This window comes from Bacteroides sp. AM23-12 (genome assembly GCF_003434395.1).
In the GTDB taxonomy this organism is placed as follows: Bacteria; Bacteroidota; Bacteroidia; order Bacteroidales; family Bacteroidaceae; genus Bacteroides; species Bacteroides thetaiotaomicron.
Genome location: NZ_QTLF01000030.1, coordinates 24,618 through 44,924, shown reverse-complemented (window position 1 = coordinate 44,924; position 20,307 = coordinate 24,618). Strand labels below are relative to the sequence as shown.

Here is a 20,307-nt window from a genome sequence, read left to right as displayed (position 1 = left end):
TGAAATCAGCACAATGCGTATGTCAGAATTCCAGTTGCTGACAATAGCCATTCAGTTCATCTATAAAGCCGTAAGCAGTCATATCGACTGTCGTTGGCGTGATAGCCACATATCCGTTTTCCAGCGCCCAATGATCATTGTTCTCATTTTCAAGTTCATGATCGGTGAATGAACCGGTCAGCCAGAAGTAATTATGGTCATTGAGACGGGGACAAGTTACCCATTCATTCACCCAGCATCCCTTTGCCTGTTCACAAACCTTCACTCCTTTGAGGTCGGGAGTATCGGGAAAGTTCACATTAAGACAAGTCAACGGGGGCAGTCCTTTTTCCAATATCATGGCAGCTATCTTGCGTATATAAGGACCCGAAGGTTCAAAATCAGCATCGGGCTGATGATTGCACAGAGAAAAACCAATCGAAGGAATTCCCTTCAGACAGCCTTCAATCACTACTCCCATCGTTCCCGAATAATGCACGTTAATAGCGGAATTATCTCCATGATTGATACCGCCTACGATCAGGTCAGGCTTCCGGTCGAGCACTGAGCCCAATGCCAGCTTGATACAATCGGTCGGCGTTCCTGTACATTTATATACAGTCAGTCCCACTTCTCTTTTGACCAGTTGATAATGAACCGGATGAGTCACCGTCAATGCACTGCCGCTGCCGGAGCGCGGAGAGTCGGGTGCCATTACAACAATTTCCCCCAACGGACGAAGGAACTTCACCAGTTCACTAATACCTTTAGCCATAACACCATCGTCATTCGAAACGAGGATCAACGGCTTCTTACTTTCCATATATTCAATCCTTTCCTTTTTAATGTTCGCACAAAAGTAGCAAAAAGTAACCGTACTGCCAACCGCTTATCTCCGAATATCATATTAATCACATCGCTATCTGACGAATATACACCCGTTTACAAATCTTAATCTTCTGCAAGCGAGTAAAAAAAGAAATAGATATCCAATATAAATATGTATATTTGCAAGCTCAAACAGAGAAAGTATGATGATAAAATCAACCAGGTTTCGGAACTGTTTCGTCCGGCAGTTATTAACAAAACCGGTGACTTATCAACAGAAAATGCAAAGTTTCTCTTTTTTCGTAGGCGCTCTAAGGAATTATCACTTATTTCGCTGCCAATAAATTTAGAGTATATGGGAAAAATAATTGCTTTGGCCAATCAAAAAGGGGGTGTAGGAAAGACCACGACTACGATTAATCTCGCAGCGTCACTTGCTACACTTGAAAAGAAAGTACTCGTGGTAGATGCAGACCCGCAAGCAAATGCCTCTTCCGGCCTGGGAGTGGACATCAAGCAGTCGGAATGCACTATCTATGAATGCATTATTGACAGAGCCAATGTACAGGACGCTATTCTTGACACAGAAATCGACTCTTTGAAAGTGATCTCTTCGCACATCAATCTTGTAGGAGCAGAGATTGAAATGCTGAACCTCCCAAACCGCGAAAAGATACTGAAAGAAGTGCTCACACCCTTGAAGAAAGAATATGACTATATTCTGATAGATTGTTCTCCTTCACTCGGACTGATTACCATCAATGCCCTGACGGCAGCCGACTCCGTGATCATCCCCGTGCAAGCTGAGTATTTTGCTCTCGAAGGCATCAGCAAACTGCTGAATACGATTAAAATCATCAAGTCGAAACTGAATCCCGCTCTGGAAATCGAAGGTTTCCTGCTGACGATGTATGACTCACGTCTGCGTCAGGCAAACCAGATTTACGACGAAGTGAAAAGACACTTCCAGGAATTAGTTTTCAACAGCGTGATCCAGCGAAATGTGAAACTGAGCGAGGCTCCCAGCTACGGTATCCCGACCATTCTTTATGATGCGGACTCTACCGGTGCCAAAAACCATCTCGCCCTTGCCAAAGAGATTATCAACAGAAATAAATAACCGAAGAAGATATGGCAACACAAAAAAGAAATGCATTAGGACGCGGACTTGACGCCCTGCTCTCAATGGATGATGTGAAAACCGAAGGTTCTTCTTCCATTAGTGAAATAGAGTTGGCGAAGATTACCGTCAACCCCAATCAGCCACGCCGCGAATTCGATCAAACGGCATTGCAGGAACTGGCTGATTCTATTGCGGAAATCGGTATCATACAGCCTATCACTCTACGCAAACTCTCGGACGATGAGTATCAGATCATCGCGGGAGAGCGTCGTTACCGTGCTTCACAAAAAGCAGGACTGAAAACCATCCCTGCCTACATCCGCACTGCCGACGACGAAAACATGATGGAAATGGCGCTGATTGAAAACATACAGCGTGAAGACCTGAATGCGGTAGAAATAGCATTGGCTTATCAACATCTGCTGGACCAGTATGAACTGACACAGGAACGCCTGAGCGAACGTATCGGCAAGAACCGGACCACTATCGCCAACTACCTGCGTCTGCTGAAACTGCCGGCTCCTATACAGATGGCTCTACAAAACAAACAGCTAGATATGGGACATGCACGTGCATTGATTTCATTAGGCGACCCCAAACTTCAAGTAAAAATATTCGAAGAGATACAGGAACACGGATACTCCGTCCGCAAAGTAGAAGAGATTGTCAAATCGCTGAGCGAAGGAGAAGCTGTGAAAAGCGGCACACGGAAAATCACTCCGAAACGCAGCAAACTACCGGAAGAGTTTAATTTACTAAAGCAACAACTCACGGGATTTTTCAACACCAAGGTACAACTGACTTGCTCCGAAAAGGGGAAAGGAAAAATCAGTATTCCTTTCAGCAACGAGGAGGAACTGGAACGTATCATGGAAATCTTCGATACGCTAAAAAAGTAGATGACAAGAAAAAGTAAGAAATATCAGTTACTCATCATCACCCTGCTTCTCTGTTTTCTACAGGTGGCAGGGATTGATGTGTATGCACAAGAACCTGTGACTCCGGTACAGAAAGACAGTATTATTCAGAGCCGGGAAGCACCGAAAGCACGTGCACGAAGGCACCGGGATCCTGCTCAGGTGATGGATTCGTTGAAAAAGGATTCAATCAAAATATTGCATCCGGAACGCCTGCAAGCAACCGACAGTCTGTCTGCTGCCAAAATACAGATAGCCGACAGCCTTGACGCAGCCAATAAAAAAGAACTGAAGAAGATAGAACAGCCGGCACCTATTGTAGTGAAAACCGACACAGTACCTCCTGTGCAGGATCTCAACAAGAAACTGTTCATTCCCAACCCGACCAAAGCAACATGGCTTGCAGTCGTATTCCCCGGCGGAGGACAGATTTACAACCGTAAATACTGGAAACTACCTATTATATATGGAGGGTTTGCAGGATGTGCGTATGCCCTCAGCTGGAACGGGAAAATGTATAAAGACTATTCACAGGCCTATCTGGACATCATGGACAGTAATCCAAACACCAAGAGCTATGAAGATTTGCTGCCACCGAACGCCCAGTATAATGAAGAGCAACTGAAAAACACCTTGAAACGAAGAAAGGACTCGTTCCGTCGTTTTCGGGACCTTAGTATATTTGCATTTATCGGAGTATACCTTATCTCCATCATCGATGCCTATGTCGATGCGGAATTATCGAACTTCGACATTTCACCTGACTTGAGTATGAAGCTGGAGCCAACTGTCATCGACAATAACAACCAGTTCCGCTCCAACAGTTACAAGAATAAGTCAGTGGGACTGCAATGCGTACTACGATTTTAAAAACACAATTTAGATTGAACTTATAATTAAAGCATGAAGAAATTAGAAAACTATTGTTCGATTATTTTCCTTTTCCTGTTGGCAACCACACAGGTAAAAGCTCAAAGTGTAGATGTAGTTATTCGTGAAAACGGAACCGAACGCAAAGAAAGCATCGATCTTCCAAAGAGTATGACTTACCCGCTCGACAGTCTGCTGAACGACTGGAAAGCTAAAAACTATATTGATTTAGGCAAAGATTGCAGTACGGCGGAAGTGAATCCTTTATTCAGTGATTCTGTCTACATTGACCGCCTTTCACGTATTCCGGCTGTCATGGAAATGCCTTATAATGACATTGTACGCAAATTCATCGATATGTACGCGGGTCGCCTACGCAATCAGGTTTCATTCATGCTGAGCGCCTGCAATTTCTATATGCCTATTTTCGAAGAAGCACTGGACGCTTACGGACTTCCTTTGGAACTGAAGTACCTGCCGATTATCGAATCTGCACTGAATCCTTCAGCTGTGTCACGTGCCGGTGCTTCTGGACTGTGGCAATTCATGATTGGAACAGGAAAGATTTACGGTCTTGAATCCAATAGTCTGATAGACGAACGCCGCGACCCGATCAAAGCAACTTGGGCTGCCGCCCGTTATTTGAAAGAGATGTACGATATTTATGGAGACTGGAATCTGGTTATAGCAGCCTATAACTGTGGCCCAGGTACTATCAACAAGGCAATCCGCCGCGCTGGAGGCGAAACGGATTACTGGAAAATCTATAACCTGCTGCCTAAAGAGACACGCGGATATGTACCTGCTTTCATCGCAGCCAACTACGTGATGACATACTATTGCGACCACAACATCTGTCCGATGGAAACAAACATTCCGGCAAGCACAGATACGGTGCAAGTCACTAAAAACCTTCATTTCGAGCAGATTGCCGAACTTTGCAATGTTCCGCTGGAGGAAGTGAAGAGCCTGAATCCCCAATACAAGAAACAAGTGATTCCCGGCACGACCAAACCTTGTACATTACGTTTACCACAAGGTGCCATCAGTACGTTTATTGACAAGCAAGATACAATCTACGCACACCGTGCCGACGAGCTATTCCGCAACCGCAAAACCGTTGCAGTGAAAGAAGTTACTCCAACCACCCGCAGACAGACAAGCGCTGTTGCCGGTAAAGGAAAATTAACTTATTATAAGATAAAAAGTGGAGACACTCTTTCATCGATTGCCGAAAAGCTAGGCGTACGTGTCAAAGATATACAGCAGTGGAACGGTATGTCGAACACCAGAATCGCAGCAGGAAAACAATTGAAAATCTACAAATAAATGACTTCCCGCTTGCTTCATTCGGAAATTTGCTTATTTTTGCAAAAATAAGCGAATGAAAGGATAACGAATATGGATAATATAACCCCCAAAGAAATAGCAGATGAAGAGATGATCAATCAGGCGTTCCAGGAACTTCTGAATGATTATCTCCATACTAAACATCGCAAACGAGTTGAAATCATCACAAAAGCTTTCAACTTCGCTAATCAGGCACACAAAGGAATCAAACGCCGATCCGGCGAACCTTATATCATGCACCCGATTGCCGTTGCACAAATAGTATGTAACGAAATTGGTCTTGGTTCTACTTCTATCTGTGCGGCACTGCTGCACGACGTAGTAGAAGACACTGATTACACGGTAGAAGACATCGAAAATATCTTTGGACCGAAGATTGCCCAGATTGTAGACGGACTGACCAAAATCTCCGGAGGGATCTTCGGTGACCGTGCTTCGGCACAGGCAGAGAACTTCAAGAAGTTACTGCTCACCATGTCGAACGATATCCGAGTTATCCTGATCAAAATAGCCGACCGCTTGCACAATATGCGCACGCTGGGTTCCATGCTGCCCAACAAGCAATATAAGATAGCAGGAGAAACTCTCTACATCTATGCCCCGTTAGCCAACCGCCTAGGTCTGTACAAGATAAAAACAGAGCTTGAAAACCTCAGCTTCAAATATGAACACCCCGAAGAATATGCCGAAATAGAAGAAAAGCTGAATGCTACCGCCGCCGAACGCGACAAAGTATTCAACGACTTCACAGCTCCGATCCGCACCCAGCTGGATAAGATGGGGCTGAAATACCGGATTTTGGCACGTGTGAAATCGATCTACTCCATCTGGAACAAGATGCAGACCAAACACGTCCCGTTCGAGGAGATTTATGACTTGCTCGCTGTCCGTATCATCTTCGAACCACGCAACGTGGAAGAAGAGCTCAACGACTGTTTCGACATCTATGTCTCCATTTCCAAGATATACAAGCCTCATCCCGACCGCCTACGCGACTGGGTAAGCCACCCGAAGGCGAATGGTTACCAGGCATTGCACGTCACCCTGATGGGAAACAACGGACAATGGATCGAGGTACAGATTCGCAGCGAACGGATGAACGATGTTGCAGAACAAGGCTTTGCCGCCCACTGGAAATATAAAGAAGGAGGAGGCAGCGAAGACGAAGGTGAACTGGAGAAATGGCTGAAAACCATTAAAGAGATACTGGATGATCCGCAACCGGACGCAATCGACTTTTTGGATACGATCAAACTGAACCTGTTTGCTTCCGAAATCTTCGTGTTCACTCCGAAGGGAGAGTTAAAGACAATGCCACAAAACTCTACGGCACTGGATTTTGCCTTCTCACTGCACACAGATATCGGTAGCCATTGTATCGGCGCCAAGGTCAATCATAAACTGGTGCCGCTAAGTCATAAACTGCAAAGTGGAGATCAGGTTGAAATATTGACCTCCAAATCCCAACGTGTACAACCGCAATGGGAGGTATTTGCAACGACCGCCCGTGCCCGTGCCAAGATCGCAGCGATTCTTCGCAAAGAACGGAAAGCGAATCAGAAAATTGGCGAAGAGCTACTCAACGAGTTTCTGAAGAAGGAAGAAATACGTCCGGAAGAAGCTGTCATCGAGAAGTTGCGTAAATTTCACAACTTCAAGAATGAAGAAGAGTTACTGGCCGCTATCGGCAGCAAAGCCATTACTTTGGGAGAAGCGGACAAGAACGAGCTGAGAGAAAAGCAAACCAGCAACTGGAAGAAATACCTGACGTTCTCCTTCGGGAACAGCAACAAGGAAAAACCGGAAGAGAAAGAACCGCAGGAAAAAGAAAAGATCAATCCGAAAGAGATTCTTAAACTGACCGAAGAAAGCCTGCAAAAGAAATACATCATGGCCGAATGTTGTCATCCGATTCCCGGTGATGATGTTTTGGGTTACGTTGATGAAAACGACCGCATTATTATTCATAAACGCCAGTGCCCTGTTGCTGCCAAGCTGAAAAGCAGCTATGGTAACCGTATATTAGCGACCGAATGGGATACTCACAAAGAACTTTCTTTCCTCGTATATATCTATTTAAGAGGTATTGACAGCATGGGACTTCTGAATGAAGTGACTCAGGTCATTTCCAGACAGCTCAACGTGAACATCCGTAAACTTGCCATTGAAACGAATGACGGGATATTCGAAGGAAAGATTCAGCTATGGGTACACGATGTGGAAGATGTAAAGACAATCTGTAATAATCTGAAGAAGATTCAAAACATCAAACAGGTGAACCGGGTGGAGGAATAATTTATCGTCCGTCCAGTTCTTTCTTGATAGCCAGAAGCTCTTCCTTAATACCTTTCAGACGGTTCACAATTTCGTAATTGCGAACCGTGGCTTCCTTATTATCCTTCAACCGTTGACGGGCACCGGGAAGCGTCAGACCTTTCTCCTTCACCAGATGATAGATCAGACCAATCGTTTCCACATCCTCCTTTCGATACTGACGTATCCCCCTCCCCGTTGTCCTGGGAGAAATCTGCGGGAACTCCTTCTCCCAAAAACGAAGCAAGGATGCATTGACTCCAAACATATCGGCCACTTCGGCTATGGAGTAATATAATTTTAGTTCTTTGTCCGTATTCAGCATAGAAATCGTTGTTTTAAGAGATTAATCGAACACTTTACCGTGATTGGCGGCCAGTTGAATCATCTTCTCATAATCTTCCGCACTCAAGTCCATGAAGTAATAGTTGACAGGATTCACAACCTTTCCCTTCACGTGTACCTCATAGTGAAGATGAGGACCGGTGCTCTTACCTGTACTTCCCACTTTTCCAATCACCTCGCCACGCACCACCTTTTTCCCAACTTTCGTGTTATAGCTCTGTAAGTGAGCGTACCGAGTCAGATAACCGAAGCCATGATCAATCTCAATCGTATTGCCATATCCGGTTTCCCATCCTACTTTTACCACTGTACCGTCACCGGTCGCATAGACATCCGTTCCCGGATGAGCGGAGAAGTCCATTCCCGAATGAAACTTCGTCGTACCGTAAATCGGATCAATACGTGTTCCGTATCCGGAAGCAGTCTTGCGAAGGTCTTTATTGGAGATAGGCTGGATAGCCGGAATACATTTCAGCATTTCATCATGATTCTTACACATATCCACCACGTCATCGAAAGATTTGGACTGGATATAAAGTTGTTTGGACAGTACATCCAGCTTTTGGGTCGTATTTACCACCAGCTTGGAGTTTGCCAGATCCATCAGCTCCTCATACCGGTTCGTACCTCCAAAACCTGCCTGACGGATAGCCGGCGAAACAGGATCAGCTTGCAGAATCACCCGATACAGGTTATCGTCACGCTGCTGAATATCCTGCAGCACCCCCATCGCATCATCCAGACGGCGGGAAAGTACATTATATTGCGCCAAAAGACGGCTATTTTCGATTCGCAGCTCCTTCTCCGAAGGCGATCCGAACACTAGAAGCAAGACGATGAAGCATCCGGCTCCAAGTCCCATACCGATAAAAAGCCGGCGCAGAATGCTAAGTGCACGCTGCCGTACGGTAGGGTAAATTCGGTCATAAGTCTGCGTCCTTGGATTGTAGATGTAGTAAACTTTGCGCATCTTTTTGGAAATATTTCGCTTGTTAATACGGCAAAAGTAATAAAAACAAGCTATCTTTGCACAGTTTTTTGAGAATATTAACCTCAACAATAGATATATAGAAGAATATGTTGACTGCAAAAGAGATCAGAGATTCATTCAAGAATTTCTTTGAGACGAAAGGACACCACATTGTTCCCTCGGCTCCGATGGTGATAAAAGATGACCCTACCCTGATGTTTACCAACGCAGGGATGAACCAGTTTAAAGATATTATTTTGGGTAACCACCCGGCCAAATACCACAGAGTCGCGGACTCTCAGAAATGTCTGCGTGTAAGCGGAAAGCATAATGACCTGGAAGAAGTGGGACACGATACGTACCACCACACCATGTTCGAAATGCTGGGCAACTGGTCATTCGGTGACTACTTCAAGAAAGAAGCCATCAACTGGGCATGGGAATATCTGGTAGAAGTATTGAAACTGAATCCGGAACACCTGTACGCCACTGTATTCGAAGGAAGCCCCGAAGAAGGACTGAGCCGTGACGACGAAGCCGCTTCTTACTGGGAACAGTATCTGCCGAAAGATCACATCATCAACGGCAACAAGCACGACAACTTCTGGGAAATGGGTGATACAGGCCCTTGCGGACCTTGTTCGGAAATCCACATCGACCTCCGTCCGGCAGAAGAACGTGCCAAAATCTCCGGCCGTGATCTCGTCAACCACGATCATCCCCAAGTGATTGAAATATGGAACCTTGTGTTCATGCAATATAACCGTAAAGCTGACGGCAGCCTCGAACCACTTCCTGCAAAGGTTATCGATACAGGCATGGGATTCGAACGCCTCTGTATGGCTTTGCAGGGCAAGACTTCCAACTACGATACAGACGTATTCCAGCCGATGCTGAAAGCGATTGCAGCAATGTCAGGCACAGAGTACGGAAAAGACAAACAGCAGGACATCGCCATGCGTGTAATCGCTGACCACATCCGTACAATTGCTTTCTCCATTACGGACGGTCAGCTGCCTTCCAATGCCAAGGCAGGTTATGTAATCCGCCGTATCCTCCGCCGCGCCGTTCGCTACGGATATACTTTCCTCGGACAGAAACAGTCATTCATGTACAAGCTGCTTCCGGTGTTGATCGACAACATGGGAGACGCTTATCCGGAACTGATCGCACAGAAAGGTCTGATCGAAAAAGTAATCAAGGAAGAAGAAGAAGCCTTCCTTCGCACGCTGGAAACAGGTATCCGTCTGCTGGATAAAACAATGGGAGATACAAAGGCCGCCGGAAAGACAGAAATCAGCGGTAAAGATGCCTTTACCTTATATGATACTTTCGGTTTTCCGTTAGACCTGACAGAACTGATTCTTCGCGAAAATGGAATGACAGTCAACATCGAAGAGTTCAACACGGAAATGCAACAGCAGAAACAGCGTGCACGTAACGCTGCCGCCATCGAAACCGGTGACTGGGTGACTCTGAGAGAAGGAACAACCGAATTCGTAGGTTACGACTATACTGAATACGAAGCATCTATTCTCCGCTATCGTCAGATCAAGCAGAAAAACCAGACACTGTATCAGATCGTACTTGACTGTACTCCGTTCTATGCAGAAAGCGGTGGTCAGGTAGGCGACACCGGTGTATTGGTCAGCGAATTCGAGACCATCGAAGTGATTGACACCAAGAAAGAGAACAATCTACCGATACATATTACCAAAAAGTTGCCGGAACATCCGGAAGCTCCGATGATGGCTTGTGTAGACACCGACAAACGGGCAGCCTGCGCAGCCAATCACTCGGCAACTCACCTGCTGGACTCTGCCCTGCGTGAAGTACTGGGTGAGCATATCGAACAGAAAGGTTCGTTAGTAACACCGGATTCACTGCGTTTCGACTTCTCTCACTTCCAGAAGGTGACCGACGAAGAAATCCGCCAGGTAGAACACCTGGTGAATGCCAAGATTCGTGCCAACATACCTTTGAAGGAATACCGCAACATTCCTATCGAGGAAGCGAAAGAGCTGGGAGCTATCGCCCTCTTCGGTGAAAAGTACGGTGAAAGAGTACGTGTCATCCAGTTCGGTTCTTCTATCGAATTCTGTGGAGGTATCCACGTAGCCGCAACCGGAAATATCGGTATGGTGAAGATCATTTCCGAAAGCTCTGTTGCAGCCGGTGTACGCCGTATCGAAGCATATACGGGAGCCCGTGTGGAAGAAATGCTGGATACCATCCAGGATACGATCAGTGAATTGAAATCGCTCTTCAACAACGCACCCGACCTGGGTATTGCCATCCGCAAGTATATTGAGGAAAACGCAGGACTGAAAAAGCAGGTAGAAGACTACATGAAAGAGAAAGAAGCCTCGCTGAAAGAAAGACTGCTGAAGAATATACAGGAAATTCACGGTATCAAGGTAATCAAGTTCTGTGCTCCGTTGCCGGCGGAAGTGGTGAAGAATATCGCCTTCCAGCTTCGCGGTGAAATCACAGAAAATCTGTTCTTTGTGGCCGGAAGCCTCGACAACGGCAAGCCTATGCTGACCGTCATGCTAAGTGACAATCTGGTGGCCGGTGGCTTAAAAGCAGGCAACCTGGTGAAAGAGGCAGCCAAACTGATTCAAGGCGGCGGAGGCGGTCAACCTCATTTCGCTACTGCCGGAGGCAAGAATACAGACGGACTGAATGCCGCTATCGAAAAGGTACTGGAACTCGCAGGTATCTAAAAAAGCAGTAACATACATCCAATACAAGAACCGTGTCTTAAAGTGCGAGGACTTTAAGACACGGTTTTTTATTTCAGATTCCAGTGTCAACAGCAACTAATCAGCCTCCTGCCAAAAATATTCGTGATATAAACTCAATTATCACAACTTTTTCCTACCTTTGTAAACAGATTAATTATTTTTCTTATCCTTCAAATAATAAAATAAGTAATCACCAATACCCGTACACCGATGAAAACACCTATTTACCTACTTCTAATCGTTTGTATTTTTGCATCCTGCAACACCAAACAGACAAAAGCTGAAATTGATTACACATCGTATGTAAATCCTTTTATTGGCACCGATTTCACAGGAAACACTTATCCCGGCGCACAAGTCCCCTTCGGTATGGTGCAGCTCAGCCCAGACAACGGACTTCCGGGATGGGACCGCATCTCCGGCTATTTTTATCCGGACAGCACCATCGCCGGCTTCAGCCATACCCACCTTTCGGGAACAGGTGCAGGCGACTTGTACGACATCTCTTTCATGCCGGTCACACTGCCCTACAAAGAGGCAGAAGCGCCGCTGGGCATCTACTCCAAGTTTTCTCACGATGAAGAGAGCGCCTATGCAGGCTACTATCAAGTACGTCTGAAAGACTACCATATCAATGTGGAACTGACCGCAACCGAACGTTGTGGCATCCAGCGATACACCTTCCCCAAAGCCGAAGCCGCCATCTTCCTGAATCTGAAGAAAGCCATGAACTGGGACTTCACAAACGATTCGCACATCGAAGTAGTGGACTCTGTGACGATTCAAGGATACCGTTACTCCGACGGCTGGGCACGCGACCAGCGAATCTACTTCCGCACCCGCTTCTCCAAGCCTTTCGACAAGGTGAAACTGGATACGACTGCCATTATCAAAGACAAGCAACACATCGGTACGGCTGTCATCGCACGTTTTGACTTCCATACCGAAGAAGGAGAACAGATTCTCGTCAATACCGCCATTTCCGGCGTCAGCATGGAAGGCGCAGCCAAGAACCTGCAAGCCGAAGTGCCCGAAAATGACTTCGACAAGTATCTGGCAGAAACAAAAGCAAACTGGAACCGCCAACTGGGAAAGATCGAAGTCGAGAGTAACAATCAAGACGATAAAGTAAACTTTTATACAGCTCTGTACCACTCGATGATCGCGCCTACGATTTACAGTGACGTAGACGGAGCCTATTACGGTCCCGACAAAAAAGTACATCAGAGTGACGGCTGGGTGAATTACAGCACTTTCTCCCTTTGGGATACCTACCGTGCCGCCCATCCCCTTTTCACATATACCGAGCCGGAACGTGTCAACGACATGGTAAAATCCTTCATCGCCTTCTTTGAACAGAACGGACGCCTGCCCGTATGGAACTTCTACGGGAGTGAAACCGATATGATGATCGGCTATCATGCCGTTCCCGTGATTGTAGACGCTTATCTGAAAGGTATAGGCAACTTTGATGCGGAGAAAGCACTGGCCGCCTGCGTAGCTACCGCCAACTTGGATAACTACCGGGGCATCGGGCTATACAAGCAATTAGGCTATATTCCTTACAATGTGACAGATCATTACAATGCCGAAAATTGGTCACTGTCCAAAACACTGGAATATGCATTTGACGATTACTGCATCGCTGAGATGGCGAACAAGATGGGTAAGAAGGAGATAGCGGACGAATTCTACAAACGTTCTCATAACTACAAGAATGTTTACAACCCGGCCACTTCGTTCATGCAGCCGCGTGACGATAAAGGAAACTTTATCAAAGACTTCAAAGCCGACGAATACACTCCGCATATCTGCGAAAGTAACGGCTGGCAATACTTTTGGTCCGTGCAGCATGACATAGACGGTCTGATTGATCTCACAGGAGGCACAAGCCGCTTTGCAGAGAAACTGGACAGTATGTTTACCTACCATCCGGCAGCCGACGAGGAACTTCCCATCTTCAGTACGGGAATGATCGGGCAATATGCGCACGGCAATGAGCCGAGCCACCACGTAATCTATCTCTTCAATGCCGTAGGACAACAGAACCTGACACAGAAATACGTTGCCAAAGTAATGAACGAGCTTTACAAGAACGAGCCTGCCGGTCTTTGCGGAAACGAAGACTGCGGACAAATGTCTGCCTGGTACGTATTCAGCGCAATGGGATTCTATCCTGTCAATCCGGTCAGCGGAAAGTATGAAATCGGTACTCCCCTGTTCCCGGAGATGAAGTTGCATCTGGCTAACGGAAAGACATTTACAGTACTTGCCCCCAAAGTGAGCAAAGAGAATATTTACATTCAATCTATCAAAGTAGACGGTCAACCGTACAACAAGACCTACCTTACCCATGAACAGATTATGAGCGGTGCCACCGTCGAATTTGAAATGGGGAATACTCCCTTAGTGGAAGTCGAATTTGAAGAACAAACCCAGTAGGTCCACCTAAACTAATCTATCGGAAAAATGGATGAAAACTTCGACTTAACCTACAAAGCTCTATTCCGCAGGTACTACCCCAGCCTGATATTCTATGCCACCCGACTGGTAGGAGAAGAAGAGGCGGAGGATGTAGTGCAGGACGTGTTCGTAGAGCTTTGGAAACGAAAAGACAGCATAGAAATAGGAGAGCAGATTCAGGCTTTCCTCTATCGTGCTGTCTATACACGTGCCCTTAACGTATTGAAACATCGTAATGTAGAAGATGGCTATTGCGCCGCCATGGAAGAGATAAACCGGAGGCGTGCAGAGTTTTATCAGCCGGACAACAACGAAGTGATCCGCAAGATCGAAGACCGGGAATTGCGGAAAGAGATTCACGATGCAATCAATGAGCTTCCGGACAAGTGCAAAGAAGTTTTCAAGCTCAGCTATCTGCACGACATGAAAAATAAGGAGATAGCCGATGTACTGGGAGTTTCACTCCGCACGGTAGAGGCACATATGTATAAGGCATTGAAGTTCCTGCGAAATCGTCTCGGACATCTTTGGTTCATTCTCCTCTTATTTTTATTGGATTAAAGATAAGTGTTTTTGGGTTTTCAATTGTATTACTTATATGAAGGAAAAGAAAATGAGAAATCTGAGCGAAGAAATAATAAACAGATATCTGACTGGTCAGTGTTCTGAAGAAGAGCTGATCGAGGTGAATGCCTGGATCAGCGAATCGGACGAAAATGCCCGCCAGTTGTTCCGCATGGAAGAAATTTATCATCTGGGTAAATTCGACCATTATGCCGATGAACAGAGAATGGCTAATGCGGAAAAAAGGCTTTATAAACAACTGTCGCAAGAGAAAAAGAAGAAAGATAAAGTACTGCATATGCATCGCTGGATGAGGTATGCGGCCATCCTTGCCGTCGCTTTACTAATGGGCGGAGGAGCCGGATATTGGTTCTACAACCGGCCGGAGCATCAGATGCTGGTAGCCGTTGCCAATGAAGGCATCGTGAAAGAAGTTGTCTTGCCGGACGGGACGAAAGTCTGGCTGAACAATGCCGCCATGCTGAAGTACCCGCGCGAATTCTCCGAAAAAGAACGTAATGTGTATCTAGACGGAGAAGCCTATTTCGAAGTAACCAAAAACCGCCATAAACCATTCACGGTAGAAAGCGACGCTATGCGCGTACGTGTACTGGGAACCACTTTCAACTTCAAGTGCGACAAACGTTGCCGGATAGCCGAAGCGACCTTGATCGAAGGAGAAATCGAAGTGAAAGGCAACAAGGACGAAGGACAAATTGTCCTCGCCCCGGGTCAGCGTGCCGAACTGAACAGAAACAGCGGACGGCTGACGGTGAAACAGGTCGATGCGAAACTGGATGCTGTATGGCGTGACAATCTGATACCATTCAATAAAGCAAACATATTTACCATCACCAAAGCACTGGAACGCTTCTACGACGTGAAAATCATTCTGTCTCCTGACATTCGGTCGGACAAAACATATTCGGGTGTATTGAAGAAAAAATCAACCATCGAATCGGTATTGAAATCCTTGCAAAATTCCATACCTATTGAATATAAAATCGTAGGAAACAACATCTTTATCTCTTCAGATAAAAAATGAGTCCTGTGTTAAACTTAAACTAATAAACGACATGAAATTAAAGACACTTCTGATAGGATGTTTCGGAGGATTTATAATGCTCAACTCCTGCACAGAGTCCCCCAGTGTAAAAGATTATAGTGCTTATGTCAATCCTTTCATAGGCACCGGCGGACATGGACATACTTTCCCCGGAGCCGTAGTTCCGCACGGTATGATCCAGCCCAGTCCGGACACCCGGATCGACGGCTGGGACGCTTGCTCCGGTTATTATTACGACGACAACACGATCAACGGTTTTTCGCATACCCACGTCAGCGGTACAGGCTGTTGTGACTACGGAGATGTATTACTGATGCCGATTGTCGGCAAACCGCAGTATCTGACAACTGATCCGGAAAGCCAGAAGCTGGCTTACGCCTCTGCTTTCTCGCACGAGAATGAGACTGCGGAACCCGGATATTACTCCGTCTTCCTCGACACCTATCAGGTAAAAGCGGAAATCACAGCTACCAAACGCGGCGCCATCCACCGCTACACTTTCCCCGAAAGCACAGAATCCGGATTTATCATCGATCTGGACTACAGCCTGCAACGGCAGACCAACTACGAGATGGAAATCGAAGTTATCAGTGACACGGAAATCTGCGGACATAAGAAGACGACTTACTGGGCTTTCGACCAGTATATTAACTTCTACGCCAAGTTTTCCAAACCGTTCGCATATACCCTCATCACCGACTCTGTCACAATGGACAACGGCAAACGCCTGCCTGTATGCAAAGCCGTACTGCACTTTAATACAAAGAAAGACGAAGAAGTACTGGTAAAAGTGGGTGTATCCGCCGTCGATATCGCCGGCGCACGCAAGAATGTGGAATCCGAAATTCCCGAATGGGACTTCGACAAGGTACGAAAAGATGCCCGCATTGCCTGGAATAATTATCTGTCTAAAATAGACATCACCACTTCCGATAAAGAAGATAAAACCATTTTCTATACCGCTCTGTATCATACGGCCATCAGCCCGAACCTGTTTACGGATGCGGACGGACGCTATCTCGGCATGGATCTCGAAGTACATCAGGGAGATACCATTAATCCGCTGTATACTGTCTTCTCCCTGTGGGATACTTTCCGTGCACTGCACCCGCTGATGACGATCATCGACCCGAATCTGAACAATCAGTTCATCAATTCACTGATCAGGAAACATCAGGAAGGCGGAATATACCCAATGTGGGATCTGGCTTCCAACTACACTGGAACGATGATCGGATATCATGCGGTCCCTGTTATCGTGGATGCCTATATGAAAGGTTACCGCAATTTTGATGCTCACGAAGCATATAAAGCCAGTCTACGGGCAGCCGAATATGACACTACAGGCATCAAATGCCCCGATCTGGTGCTGCCGCATCTGATGCCCAAAGCGAAGTATTATAAAAACGCCATCGGCTACATCCCCTGCGACCGCGAAAATGAATCTGTAGCCAAAGCGCTGGAATATGCCTACGACGACTGGTGTATCTCCATCTTTGCCGAAGCAATGAACGACTTCGAAAACAAAGCAAAGTATGAACGTTTCGCCAAAGCCTACGAGTTCTATTTCGACAAATCGACCCGCTTCATGCGCGGACTGGATTCGAATGGCGAATGGCGCACCCCATTCAACCCGCGTGCCTCCACTCACCGTAGCGATGACTATTGCGAAGGAACCGCCTGGCAGTGGACCTGGTTTGTTCCGCACGATGTGGAAGGACTTGTAAAACTGATGGGAGGCGAGGAGGCTTTTGTAGAAAAGCTGGATTCGCTGTTTACAGTCGATTCGAGTCTGGACGGAGAAACCACCTCGGCTGATATCAGCGGACTGATCGGTCAGTATGCACATGGCAATGAGCCGAGTCATCACGTGATTCATCTGTACAACTATGTGAATCGTCCGTGGAGAACGCAGGAATTAGTGGACAGTGTCTACCGGAGCCAGTATGCCAACAACGTCGACGGGTTGTCCGGCAATGAAGACTGCGGACAGATGTCGGCATGGTACATACTCAACTCGATGGGATTCTATCAGGTATGCCCGGGCAAACCGGTGTATTCTATCGGACGTCCGGCTTTCGACAAAGCTGTGATCAATCTCCCCAGTGAAAAGACATTCAGCATCGTGGTGAAGAACAACTCCAAAAGCAACAAATACATCGAAAGCGTATTGCTGAACGGCAAAGCTCTGGACACGCCATTCTTCGGACATCAGGACATTGTAGCAGGCGGAATCATGGAGATCAAAATGACTGACCATCCTACACAATGGGGAAGTAACAACTCTTCTCAATAATCATATAAAAACCATTACTTATCATGAAAAGACTCTTATTGATAGCTTGTGTACTTAGTTGTACGCTATTGGCCCAAGCCAAAGACTGGACGCAGTATGTCAATCCGCTGATAGGTTCCCAGTCTACTTTTGAGTTATCAACAGGTAATACTTATCCAGCTATTGCCCGTCCCTGGGGTATGAACTTCTGGACTCCACAGACAGGCAAAATGGGAGACGGATGGCAATATACCTATACCGCCAACAAAATCCGCGGGTTCAAACAGACACACCAGCCCAGTCCGTGGATCAATGATTATGGTCAGTTCTCGATTATGCCGATAGTGGGCCAACCGTTGTTTGACGAAGAGAAACGGGCAAGCTGGTTTGCACATAAAGGGGAAGTGGCAACTCCTTACTACTACAAAGTATACCTGGCAGAACACGATATAGTCACCGAAATGACACCGACGGAACGTGCCGTGCTTTTTCGTTTCACTTTCCCGGAGAATGATCATTCTTATGTGGTCGTAGATGCCTTCGACAAAGGTTCTTACATCAAGATTCTTCCGGAAGAGAATAAGATAATCGGTTATACGACACGCAACAGCGGTGGTGTTCCTGAAAACTTCAAGAACTACTTTATCATCGAGTTCGACAAACCTTTCACCTATAAGGCTACGGTAGAAAACGGAAATCTGCAAGAGAACGTAGCGGAACAGATGACCGACCATGCCGGAGCGATCATCGGATTCAAAACCCGCAAAGGGGAGCAGGTGAATGCACGTATCGCCTCTTCTTTTATCAGCTTTGAGCAGGCTGCTGCTAATATGAACGAACTGGGCAAAGATAACATAGAACAACTCGCCCAAAAAGGAAAAGATGCCTGGAATCAAGTACTGGGTAAAATAGAAGTAGAAGGCGGTAATCTGGATCAGTACCGTACATTCTACTCCTGCCTGTATCGTTCGCTGCTATTCCCGCGCAAGTTCTATGAACTGGATGCAAACGGCCAGCCCATCCATTACAGTCCGTATAACGGGCAGGTACTTCCGGGATATATGTTTACCGATACCGGTTTCTGGGATACATTCCGCTGCCTCTTTCCGCTGCTGAATCTGATGTACCCGTCGGTCAACAAAGAGATGCAGGAAGGATTAATCAACACGTATAAGGAAAGCGGTTTCTTCCCCGAATGGGCAAGTCCGGGACACAGAGGTTGTATGGTTGGAAATAACTCCGCATCAATCCTTGTGGACGCTTATATGAAGGGAGTAAAAGTCGATGATATCAAAACGCTGTATGAAGGACTGATTCACGGAACGGAGAATGTACATCCGGAGGTTTCTTCCACCGGACGATTGGGATACGAGTACTATAATAAACTGGGATACGTACCCTACGATGTGAAAATCAACGAGAACGCCGCCCGTACTTTGGAATATGCATACGATGACTGGTGTATCTACCGGTTGGCAAAAGAGCTGAAACGTCCCAAGAAAGAAATCAACCTGTTTGCCAAACGTGCCATGAATTACAAGAATCTTTTCGATAAAGAATCCAAGCTGATGCGTGGTCGCAACGAAGACGGTACATTCCAGTCTCCTTTCTCACCGCTGAAATGGGGAGATGCCTTTACGGAAGGAAATAGCTGGCATTATACCTGGTCTGTCTTCCACGATCCGCAAGGTCTTATTGACCTGATGGGCGGGAAAGAGATGTTTGTTACCATGATGGATTCCGTATTTGCCGTACCGCCCATTTTTGATGACAGCTATTACGGACAGGTAATTCACGAAATTCGTGAAATGACTGTGATGAATATGGGCAACTACGCGCATGGAAATCAACCGATCCAGCACATGATTTACCTCTATGACTATGCGGGACAACCGTGGAAGGCTCAATACTGGTTACGTCAGGTAATGGACAGAATGTACACGCCCGGACCGGACGGTTACTGCGGAGACGAAGACAACGGACAAACTTCTGCCTGGTATGTGTTCTCTGCGCTGGGTTTCTACCCTGTTTGCCCTGGAACGGACGAATATGTGATGGGAACTCCTCTGTTCAAAAAGGCTACTCTTCACTTCGAGAACGGCAATAGTCTTGTTATCGACGCGCCCAATAACAGCACGGAAAATTTCTATATTGATTCCATGAGCTTCAATGGTGCTGATCATACCAAGAATTATCTGCGTCACGAAGATTTGTTCAAGGGAGGTACTATCAAAGTAGACATGAGTAATCGGCCGAATCTGAACAGAGGAACCAAAGAAGAGGATATGCCTTATTCTTTTTCCAAAGAACAGTAGTTAGTTCATCGATTAAATTCACGTTCCTATATTAGGCCCTTTTTCTTCCGGTTTTCTGACTTTCTCTCTGTTCTGAAAGACTTTATCCGGATAATGGCAAAAAAACGATAGCCAGAAAGTAAACTTCTTTACTATCTGGCTATTTTTCAGTTAGTATTCACTACTTTTGCCGGACAAACAAC

At 46.3% G+C, this 20,307-nt stretch carries 14 protein-coding genes; 11 read left to right on the top strand and 3 right to left on the bottom strand.

The features are described 5' to 3' along the window. Positions 1-22: 22 nt before the first annotated feature. Positions 23-802, bottom strand: a complete 780-nt coding sequence (surE, locus tag DW640_RS18935; RefSeq protein WP_117578833.1) for a 5'/3'-nucleotidase SurE — start codon at positions 800-802, stop codon at positions 23-25. Between the two features lie 360 nt (positions 803-1,162). Here surE and DW640_RS18930 point away from each other — a divergent pair, with 360 nt between their 5' ends. The 5 genes from DW640_RS18930 to DW640_RS18910 all read left to right on the top strand — a co-directional run bounded on the left by DW640_RS18930 (position 1,163) and on the right by DW640_RS18910 (position 7,362). Further along, positions 1,163-1,927: a ParA family protein gene (locus tag DW640_RS18930; RefSeq protein ID WP_016269488.1), complete on the top strand. Its 765-nt coding sequence runs from the start codon at positions 1,163-1,165 to the stop codon at positions 1,925-1,927. Between the two features lie 11 nt (positions 1,928-1,938). Next, a complete protein-coding gene (locus tag DW640_RS18925; RefSeq protein WP_008760916.1) occupies positions 1,939-2,829 on the top strand; it encodes a ParB/RepB/Spo0J family partition protein in 891 nt (296 codons plus the stop codon). Next, positions 2,830-3,717: a DUF5683 domain-containing protein gene (locus tag DW640_RS18920; RefSeq protein ID WP_117578832.1), complete on the top strand. Its 888-nt coding sequence runs from the start codon at positions 2,830-2,832 to the stop codon at positions 3,715-3,717. 33 nt (positions 3,718-3,750) lie between these two features. Continuing rightward, a complete protein-coding gene (locus DW640_RS18915) occupies positions 3,751-5,046 on the top strand; it encodes a lytic transglycosylase domain-containing protein (RefSeq protein ID WP_008764235.1) in 1,296 nt (431 codons plus the stop codon). A 72-nt stretch (positions 5,047-5,118) separates the two neighbouring features. Further along, positions 5,119-7,362 carry a bifunctional (p)ppGpp synthetase/guanosine-3',5'-bis(diphosphate) 3'-pyrophosphohydrolase gene (locus tag DW640_RS18910; RefSeq protein ID WP_008760913.1) on the top strand — a complete coding sequence of 748 codons (2,244 nt, stop codon included), beginning with the start codon at positions 5,119-5,121 and terminating at the stop codon, positions 7,360-7,362. 1 nt (position 7,363) lies between these two features. On the opposite strand, the gene DW640_RS18905 is transcribed toward DW640_RS18910, so the two are convergent. After that, positions 7,364-7,705 carry a MerR family transcriptional regulator gene (locus tag DW640_RS18905; protein ID WP_008760912.1) on the bottom strand — a complete coding sequence of 114 codons (342 nt, stop codon included), beginning with the start codon at positions 7,703-7,705 and terminating at the stop codon, positions 7,364-7,366. 21 nt (positions 7,706-7,726) lie between these two features. Beyond that, positions 7,727-8,695: a M23 family metallopeptidase gene (locus tag DW640_RS18900; RefSeq protein ID WP_008760911.1), complete on the bottom strand. Its 969-nt coding sequence runs from the start codon at positions 8,693-8,695 to the stop codon at positions 7,727-7,729. Positions 8,696-8,802: 107 nt separating this feature from the next. Between DW640_RS18900 and alaS the strand changes: the two genes are divergently transcribed. The 6 genes from alaS (at position 8,803) to DW640_RS18870 (ending at position 20,125) form a co-directional block, all read left to right on the top strand. Further along, complete coding sequence (gene alaS / locus DW640_RS18895) at positions 8,803-11,421, top strand: alanine--tRNA ligase (RefSeq protein WP_117578831.1); 2,619 nt, start codon at positions 8,803-8,805, stop codon at positions 11,419-11,421. A gap of 231 nt (positions 11,422-11,652) precedes the next feature. Continuing rightward, the gene (locus DW640_RS18890) at positions 11,653-13,884 is read left to right on the top strand and encodes a GH92 family glycosyl hydrolase (RefSeq protein ID WP_117578830.1); all 2,232 of its coding nucleotides are present in this window, start codon (positions 11,653-11,655) and stop codon (positions 13,882-13,884) included. 27 nt (positions 13,885-13,911) lie between these two features. After that, a complete protein-coding gene (locus tag DW640_RS18885) occupies positions 13,912-14,466 on the top strand; it encodes an RNA polymerase sigma-70 factor (RefSeq protein WP_008760908.1) in 555 nt (184 codons plus the stop codon). Between the two features lie 37 nt (positions 14,467-14,503). Next, positions 14,504-15,514: a FecR family protein gene (locus tag DW640_RS18880; RefSeq protein ID WP_055298782.1), complete on the top strand. Its 1,011-nt coding sequence runs from the start codon at positions 14,504-14,506 to the stop codon at positions 15,512-15,514. A 31-nt stretch (positions 15,515-15,545) separates the two neighbouring features. Then, entirely contained in the window at positions 15,546-17,831 is a 2,286-nt protein-coding gene (locus DW640_RS18875) for a GH92 family glycosyl hydrolase (protein ID WP_117578829.1), read from the top strand. 23 nt (positions 17,832-17,854) lie between these two features. After that, positions 17,855-20,125: a GH92 family glycosyl hydrolase gene (locus tag DW640_RS18870; protein ID WP_117578828.1), complete on the top strand. Its 2,271-nt coding sequence runs from the start codon at positions 17,855-17,857 to the stop codon at positions 20,123-20,125. Positions 20,126-20,307: the final 182 nt, after the last annotated feature.

Coding starts and splice junctions, on each gene's coding strand:
- surE (WP_117578833.1), bottom strand. CDS start 802: ATGGAAAGTAAGAAGCCGTTGATCCTCGTTTCGAATGACGATGGTGTT.
- DW640_RS18930 (WP_016269488.1), top strand. CDS start 1,163: ATGGGAAAAATAATTGCTTTGGCCAATCAAAAAGGGGGTGTAGGAAAG.
- DW640_RS18925 (WP_008760916.1), top strand. CDS start 1,939: ATGGCAACACAAAAAAGAAATGCATTAGGACGCGGACTTGACGCCCTG.
- DW640_RS18920 (WP_117578832.1), top strand. CDS start 2,830: ATGACAAGAAAAAGTAAGAAATATCAGTTACTCATCATCACCCTGCTT.
- DW640_RS18915 (WP_008764235.1), top strand. CDS start 3,751: ATGAAGAAATTAGAAAACTATTGTTCGATTATTTTCCTTTTCCTGTTG.
- DW640_RS18910 (WP_008760913.1), top strand. CDS start 5,119: ATGGATAATATAACCCCCAAAGAAATAGCAGATGAAGAGATGATCAAT.
- DW640_RS18905 (WP_008760912.1), bottom strand. CDS start 7,705: ATGCTGAATACGGACAAAGAACTAAAATTATATTACTCCATAGCCGAA.
- DW640_RS18900 (WP_008760911.1), bottom strand. CDS start 8,695: ATGCGCAAAGTTTACTACATCTACAATCCAAGGACGCAGACTTATGAC.
- alaS (WP_117578831.1), top strand. CDS start 8,803: ATGTTGACTGCAAAAGAGATCAGAGATTCATTCAAGAATTTCTTTGAG.
- DW640_RS18890 (WP_117578830.1), top strand. CDS start 11,653: ATGAAAACACCTATTTACCTACTTCTAATCGTTTGTATTTTTGCATCC.
- DW640_RS18885 (WP_008760908.1), top strand. CDS start 13,912: ATGGATGAAAACTTCGACTTAACCTACAAAGCTCTATTCCGCAGGTAC.
- DW640_RS18880 (WP_055298782.1), top strand. CDS start 14,504: ATGAAGGAAAAGAAAATGAGAAATCTGAGCGAAGAAATAATAAACAGA.
- DW640_RS18875 (WP_117578829.1), top strand. CDS start 15,546: ATGAAATTAAAGACACTTCTGATAGGATGTTTCGGAGGATTTATAATG.
- DW640_RS18870 (WP_117578828.1), top strand. CDS start 17,855: ATGAAAAGACTCTTATTGATAGCTTGTGTACTTAGTTGTACGCTATTG.